Below are 6,390 nucleotides of genomic sequence, written 5' to 3'. Positions count from 1 at the left end.
CGTCATTTTCCGAGTTAATGCGTCATTTTCCGAGTGTCATCCACAGCCCTAAAACCCCTTACCCACACCCTATTGCGTCACCTTCCGAGTTAATGCGCTGCAAAAAATAATTGACGCATTATCATTAATGCACCACAAATTTGTTAAGGCGTATATAGTCGGAAGGTGACGCAGTTGACCGCAGAAACGGCAGTAAGCCGCAAAAACCACGCAGTCATTCCCAAGCATGACCCGCAGATCACGATGAGCAATGCTCTCGTGAGAGCCGGTCATGGGCTCACGCTGGCAGAGAAACGTATCGTTATGCTGGCCGTATCCAAGATGAACAGCCGTGCGCCCGTGCCCCCGGCTACGTCACTACCTCGCACCAAGATCACAGCAGCCGAATACGCAGAAATAGCGAAATGCGGGATGCCAACGGCATACGAAGCCCTACAGGATGCCGCAAAGCATCTGTTTGAGCGCAAGATCACCTTTTTCGAGCCCGCCTACACACGGGCGGGAAAGCCGCTTAAACCCATCCGCAATGATATGCGATGGGTGGGACAATGCCGATACTATGAGAATGAAGGCTGGGTTGAATTGATTTGGTGGCCACCTATTCTTCCATCACTCATGGGGCTAAAAAAGCAGTTCACCACCTACAAGCTGCAACAGGCCAATGCTCTCCGATCGGCCTACTCATGGCGGCTCTTGGAACTGCTCATGCACTATCGGGACAGTGGGCTGGCCGAATATACTATTGAGGATTTCTGCGCCTCGATGGACGCGACAGAGAAGCAAAAAGCTAACTTCAACAACATCAAGCGTCGCATCATCGAGCCCGCTGTCAAGGAACTGGTCGAGAAAGACGGCTGGCTTATCCAGTGGACGCCCATCAAGGCAGGCCGGAAGGTCTCACGGCTTCGCTTTGAGTTCCGGAAGAACCCGCAACCCGACCTATTCCCCCCACCATAGTCAGTCTGACAAGTCCGACAAAAACGTCAGACATGACAGACAGACGTTCCCCATGCTCCACTCATGCCAGACAAGTCATACAGTGGAGTCAGACATGACAGACGATCCGAAGCCGTGGTCAATCCGTGGCGTTCATCCCGAAGTCAGAAACGCCGCTCTTGCTGCGGCCAAACGAGAGGGTGTCACAATAGGAGAATGGTTAGACAGAGCTATTCGATCACACGTTAAAATTGGCAGAAAACAGGGAGAAAATACGTCTGACAATGCAGTCAGACAGGTGGCGGACTTGTCTGACGCGGAGCGTCTTGTCAGTATGATTTCCCAGCTAGCCGAGGCTGGTGCGCCCGTCCCTAAGTCGATTGCCAGCAAGGCTTACAATGTCATACGGGATGGGTTGAAAGACGTTCAGGGAATCCGGAAAGTTGAATCCATGGCTATCACCAATGATCGAAATCCATCATCATGACTGGATGACGATTGAAGTGATGCATAGCAATCCAACGGTGGCTGTCCCGAAAACCGTCAATCAAAGCGCCAAAAGCCTGAAATCACCAGCCAAGCGCATCAACCAACGATTCTTCGATCCCTCCAAGTTTCCAAAATTAAGATATTATCTTTTTTAAAAATTTAATTTTCATCAATACGCATGTTAAAAAATATGCCAAAATAAAACTAGAAAAGAAATACAAAGACAACTTATTATACCATTTAATATCATATGTTTTTGTTAAAAAAATCGCCAAATACATTATTGAGTAATGAAATAAATATATTCCAAAAGATTTTTTTCCAATATCATTTATAATTTTTACGCTAACTTTCTGGAAAATGAATTTTAATATAAAATACAAACAAATAGAACATATAAATATTTGAATTGACGTTGAATACCAATGCAAGTATTGGTTAATAACACCAGATGATTTATCAAATTTGTATGTAAAAAAAACCATCAATGATAAAATAAAAACTGAAGATAAAAAATAAAAGTTACTTATATTTTTCTTGCTTCCAATTATAACATAACCCAAAACAAAAAAACACAAATAACCACCAGTAAAATCACTTCCGAATTTATTCAAAAAATCCACATTATATCCCATAGAATAAATAGAAAATTTAATTTGATTGAATAATATAGATATGAAAACAAAACAAAATATGTATTTTTTACTTTTGTCAACTACAATATTAGATATAAATGGCGACATTAAGTATATTAAAATTAATGGATACATAAACCATAATTGAATTGCATGCGCATAGTTTCCATAAAAAATTCCATTTTCTGAAAACAATGCATATAAAAATGCATTTTTTGTTTTCATTCCATGTGTTGACTCAAAAATAGTATTTGTTAATACGGAACATAATAAAATAGCATATATTAACCTTGGTATTCTTTTTATATAGAAACTCATCAAGTCACAATTATATGCTCTTTCTATTATAAAATATCCTGATATCATGAAAAATATAGGAACAGCGCACCTGTCTATAGAATAAAATATCGAAGAAATTCCGAGAGGGCTTCCTGCACACTCATGTGCATGCGTAAACACAACTAGAGCCATACATATCGCTTTAATCGCATCGATATATTCTATTCTATTTTTCTCTATTATACGCACTTCACAAGACATCCAAGAAGAAGGTTTTTCAGATAATTATAAGAGCCCTTTTGGAAAAGGCCGATGACGCCGAAATAAGTATGGACGAGACCTCTACATTAACACGAGAATGACGGAAATCCGTTATTTCCTGATGCTATATGTGCGCTCAGTGAGGCTGATTTGGCGTCAGATTACGATTTTCCAAAAGGGCTCTAAGTGTAACATGTTTCGCATACACTTCTCTCTTTGGAATGGGACTACCAATCTGGGCCTTACTGTTGCTTTGTTTCATCCTTACTTGGGGAGTATCACTGCTCGCAGCATGGCCCTTTATGGCGCTAGAAAAAATCTGGGTACCAACCATCAACCGATGGTCGCATAGCCTCGTCAAAAACTTGGTCCACTGTCGTAATCCCTCGACCGGGAACGAGACGGCCCACCTCTGCCACGCCCATGACCTCGCGCTGGCACCTGTTGCCTCTCGCCCTGCTGCCGCTTCCCCTGCTCCTGATGCACCTTCAGATGCGCCCTGACGGCCTTCTCTTCGGCATCCAGTCCAGCGGTGCCCAGAGGGTGCCTATGAGCGTTCAATGCGCGGTCAAACGGATCTGAAGGGTATTCTCCCGCAAGGAACTGCTCACGGGCATCAGGGGCCAATCTCTGCGCCCTTTTGGCTATGTCGGCCATGCGCTCCTTGGCCTCCTGCATGGCCCGCTCTCTGACTTCCCTGAGTGCCTGCTGGCGCAAGGCTTCCTTACGCTCCTCCTCACGCCTGCGGGCTTCTGCTGCCCGTCTGGCCTGTTCGTCCGCTTCCTGTTTTCCCTTCACCCTCAAGGCGTTCAGAAGGCCATTCACCCCTTTCCGCTTGGCGTCCATGGCCTGAGCGGCCACCTCCCTAACGGTGGCGGCCAACTCACGCACCATTTCTCGCACATGGTCATTCAGGGTACGCCTGCGCTCGTTCTCCTGAGCCTTGAACGTCTGGGGTTTGTATGATTCCCCCTTCCGCTCCTGCTCGGCCTTATGCCGGCGCTCCATTGTGGTACTGGTCGGCCCAAGGTGCAGGGTCGGCATCTCGTCCACGCCTTGCCGCTCATAGCTGCGATGGTCAATGCGGCCGGGCTTCTGATGGCGCTCTAGTACTTCATTGCACTGCATAGCCCACAACTCCCGAAGGCTCTCGATTTCCGGCCCACCCGTCTTGGCTGCGTCCAGTATGCGGGTTTTCTTACCCAGCCCGTCCGGCTCGACCTCCCGTGTCGTAGTGAGGATATGGGCGTGATAGTTCCGGTCATCACCACCGGCACTGGGGGCATGAAGGGCAACGTCAGCAGCCACCCCGTAACGCTCGACTACGGTAGAGGCAAAAGACCGCGCAAGGTCTGCCCTGTCTTTGGCGTCCAGTTCAGCGGGAAGGGCCAGCACATATTCACGGGCAGTAACTGAGTTGGAACGCTTCTCGGTCTGCTCGGCAGCGTTCCACAACGCAGAGCGATTGTGCGCCCACTCGCAACCAACCGGGGCAATGATGAAACTCTCATCAACCCCGGTTCGGTTGGCGTAGTCGTGTTGGCGTCCATCGCGTTCGTTGGTCAGCGTGTCTCCTGTTCGATAAGCCGCAGCGGCAACGGCACTCCTGCCGGTGCTACGCGATACGGTCTTAACAGACAGGTGGAAGATCGCCACGGGATCGGCTCGCTGACAGAATGGGGTTGCAAGGGGTTTGCCCCTGTCGCACGCAAACTCGCAGAGTTTGCATAAGTGCGCCCTTAATACCTATCGGCATGAGGGGTTTTTAGGCAACATCATTTTATGATATGTCTGCGTTCAAGAGGAGTTTCGCGCACATGACCAGCACAAGCCAGCCAGCCAAGTCCCAGAGAGTTCTTGATGCCGAAAAGCGACTTGAGCAGGCGCGGAACGCTCTGAAAGATGCCCGCAATGCTGAGAACAGGCAGAAGCGGAAAATCGAGGATCGGCAAAAAATTATCTTGGGTGGCACTTTACTCAAAGCAGCTGAAGGTGATGAACGGTTCTCGAACGTGATTGATGCCCTACTAAAGCGGTTGTCTCGTGAGCAAGACCTAAAGGCTTTTCAGGATCATGGATTCACCACCCCCCGGCCAGTACAAACGCAGAATGAGGGCTGACCATGAATGACCCAGACGACACGGAAGATTTCGGCCTTCGTGCGTTTGAGGATTTGAAGAACACCGTCCAGCGATCGAATAAAGCCTATTCGGACGTTGCCGGTAAGCTGCCAGCCCTGGCGAAGCAACTTGAAGCACTGGACGCCAAAAGCACCCAAGCCGCTCAACGTGTTGAGGATGCAGCGCAGGCCGTCACCAGCTACGTCAATACCGACAGGCGCACCCTGCTCATAACCTGCGGGTTTGGAGCCATCGCGCTCGTGTTCTGTGCGGCCTTTCTGGGTGACATCAAGGGCAGTCGAACCGGATACGCTCAAGGGTTCGCTGAGGGGCAGCAGGAAACCAAGAAGCGGGACTTACTGGCAGAATGGGCTGTGTCATCACCATCAGGCCGTATGGCCTACGAAATGGACAGGGTGGGCCAGATTCAGGCGTTCGGCATGTGTCGAATTGAGGGCTATAAGGTCAGAACTGACCAGAAAGGGACGTGGTGCGTCTCCACTTCCGGAAATGGCCTAGAATGGCCTCTAGCGCGTCCATGACTGTTTCCAGCCAGAAAACCACCAGAACACCCACGCACACCATTCCTGAGCCATTTACGGGCCAGTTTGATAGATATTTCAAGACTTCTGGGTAGCGCCTACCATTCAATGAAACGTCTCGCGATCCTGCCGGGTATGGAAAACGTCGGTGATGAACAGGGCATCCGCCGTGACTTCATAACGAATTTCATAGTCGTCCACGATGAAGCGTCTGACCTCACGGGGTGAGAAGACCGGGAGCAATGTACCCATCCGAGGAAACTGGATCAGAACGTCTGGTGCTGTCGTCAGCCGCCGCATGACACGCGCTGCCGCGCGCGGATGGTCAAAGTCTGCGGTCAGTGTTTGCAGGTCAGATACGGCCTTGGCTGTCCATTCATATTTCACTGCTTGGGTTCCGGCAGCGGCAGCGGGTTAGCTTGGTCGAGACTGTCAGCCCATGCCTTGACGGCCTCGGCGCTAACCGTCCGGCCCGCATCCACATCGGCCAAGGCTCGGCGTGTCGCCCGGTCTTTCTCCGCCTCATAGGCGAGGTAAGACGCCACGGCTTCCCGCATTACCCATGACCTAGGTCGCTCGATGGATTCCCCATACCGATCCATTGCATCCACCAGGTCGGCTGGCATCTGCACACTGACCACCTGCTTTCCGGCTGAAAGTTTCTCGCTCATGACTGCACCCACCTTAGTTGGTTTTAATAATTTTTATTAAGGCACAAGCCTACACAGTTTCAAGCGAGATCGTGCGGCCAGCTTCATGCTTCCTGAGCATTTTTCCTTACCCGCTTCCCTGACAGTGCAAGTGTCGGGCGAGCGCGGAGCGGGAGCGGCGTAGCCCGCCGAAGGCGCCGACACCCTGAGAGGGTGTGTCATGAAATCCGTCATTTTCCGGGTGTCATCCACAGCAGTTGCCCACACCCGCTCCCTTTCTTTTCTTGTTTCTTCTTGTTTATATGAAAAAAACCTTTTGTTTTCATATGGATACAAGCTGTTAATGCGTCATTTTCCGAGTTAAATGCGTCATTTTCCGAGTTAATGCGTCATTTTCCGAGTGTCATCCACAGCCCTAAAACCCCTTACCCACACCCTATTGCGTCACCTTCCGAGTTAATGCGCTGCAAAAAATAAT

General features: G+C 49.6%; 8 protein-coding genes. 4 read left to right on the top strand and 4 right to left on the bottom strand.

The features are described from left to right. Positions 1–165: 165 nt before the first annotated feature. Together GOB82_RS12815 and GOB82_RS12810 are read left to right on the top strand one after the other, a co-directional pair. Entirely contained in the window at positions 166–957 is a 792-nt protein-coding gene (locus GOB82_RS12815; protein ID WP_198911979.1) for a RepB family plasmid replication initiator protein, read from the top strand. 94 nt (positions 958–1,051) lie between these two features. Continuing rightward, entirely contained in the window at positions 1,052–1,423 is a 372-nt protein-coding gene (locus tag GOB82_RS12810) for a hypothetical protein (RefSeq protein ID WP_166123685.1), read from the top strand. A gap of 136 nt (positions 1,424–1,559) precedes the next feature. Here the strand turns inward: GOB82_RS12810 and GOB82_RS12805 are convergent, their stop codons facing one another. Together GOB82_RS12805 and mobQ are read right to left on the bottom strand one after the other, a co-directional pair. Further along, positions 1,560–2,600, bottom strand: a complete 1,041-nt coding sequence (locus tag GOB82_RS12805; protein WP_166123683.1) for an acyltransferase — start codon at positions 2,598–2,600, stop codon at positions 1,560–1,562. A gap of 357 nt (positions 2,601–2,957) precedes the next feature. Next, positions 2,958–4,256: a MobQ family relaxase gene (gene mobQ / locus GOB82_RS12800; protein WP_166123681.1), complete on the bottom strand. Its 1,299-nt coding sequence runs from the start codon at positions 4,254–4,256 to the stop codon at positions 2,958–2,960. A 161-nt stretch (positions 4,257–4,417) separates the two neighbouring features. On the opposite strand from mobQ, the gene GOB82_RS12795 reads away from it, so the two are divergent. Then, complete coding sequence (locus tag GOB82_RS12795; RefSeq protein ID WP_166123679.1) at positions 4,418–4,720, top strand: mobilization protein; 303 nt, start codon at positions 4,418–4,420, stop codon at positions 4,718–4,720. Positions 4,721–4,722: 2 nt separating this feature from the next. After that, entirely contained in the window at positions 4,723–5,262 is a 540-nt protein-coding gene (locus GOB82_RS12790; protein WP_166123677.1) for a hypothetical protein, read from the top strand. A 105-nt stretch (positions 5,263–5,367) separates the two neighbouring features. Here the strand turns inward: GOB82_RS12790 and GOB82_RS12785 are convergent, their stop codons facing one another. Continuing rightward, positions 5,368–5,649: a type II toxin-antitoxin system RelE/ParE family toxin gene (locus GOB82_RS12785; RefSeq protein WP_062247526.1), complete on the bottom strand. Its 282-nt coding sequence runs from the start codon at positions 5,647–5,649 to the stop codon at positions 5,368–5,370. Beyond that, complete coding sequence (locus tag GOB82_RS12780) at positions 5,646–5,933, bottom strand: CopG family ribbon-helix-helix protein (protein ID WP_061498793.1); 288 nt, start codon at positions 5,931–5,933, stop codon at positions 5,646–5,648. Before GOB82_RS12780 ends, GOB82_RS12785 begins: the two co-directional genes overlap by 4 nt. Positions 5,934–6,390 lie beyond the last annotated feature (457 nt).

Origin of the sequence: Acetobacter farinalis (genome assembly GCF_011516935.1) — a bacterium.
GTDB lineage: Bacteria > Pseudomonadota > Alphaproteobacteria > Acetobacterales > Acetobacteraceae > Acetobacter > Acetobacter farinalis.
The sequence above is the reverse complement of the archived record's forward strand: the minus strand, read 5'-3'. Positions and strand labels throughout refer to the sequence as shown.

Bases quoted from the DNA above. Each gene is read 5' to 3' on its own strand.
- GOB82_RS12810 (WP_166123685.1), top strand. From the start codon at position 1,052: ATGACAGACGATCCGAAGCCGTGGTCAATCCGTGGCGTTCATCCCGAA.
- GOB82_RS12805 (WP_166123683.1), bottom strand. From the start codon at position 2,600: ATGTCTTGTGAAGTGCGTATAATAGAGAAAAATAGAATAGAATATATC.
- GOB82_RS12795 (WP_166123679.1), top strand. From the start codon at position 4,418: ATGACCAGCACAAGCCAGCCAGCCAAGTCCCAGAGAGTTCTTGATGCC.
- GOB82_RS12790 (WP_166123677.1), top strand. From the start codon at position 4,723: ATGAATGACCCAGACGACACGGAAGATTTCGGCCTTCGTGCGTTTGAG.
- GOB82_RS12780 (WP_061498793.1), bottom strand. From the start codon at position 5,933: ATGAGCGAGAAACTTTCAGCCGGAAAGCAGGTGGTCAGTGTGCAGATG.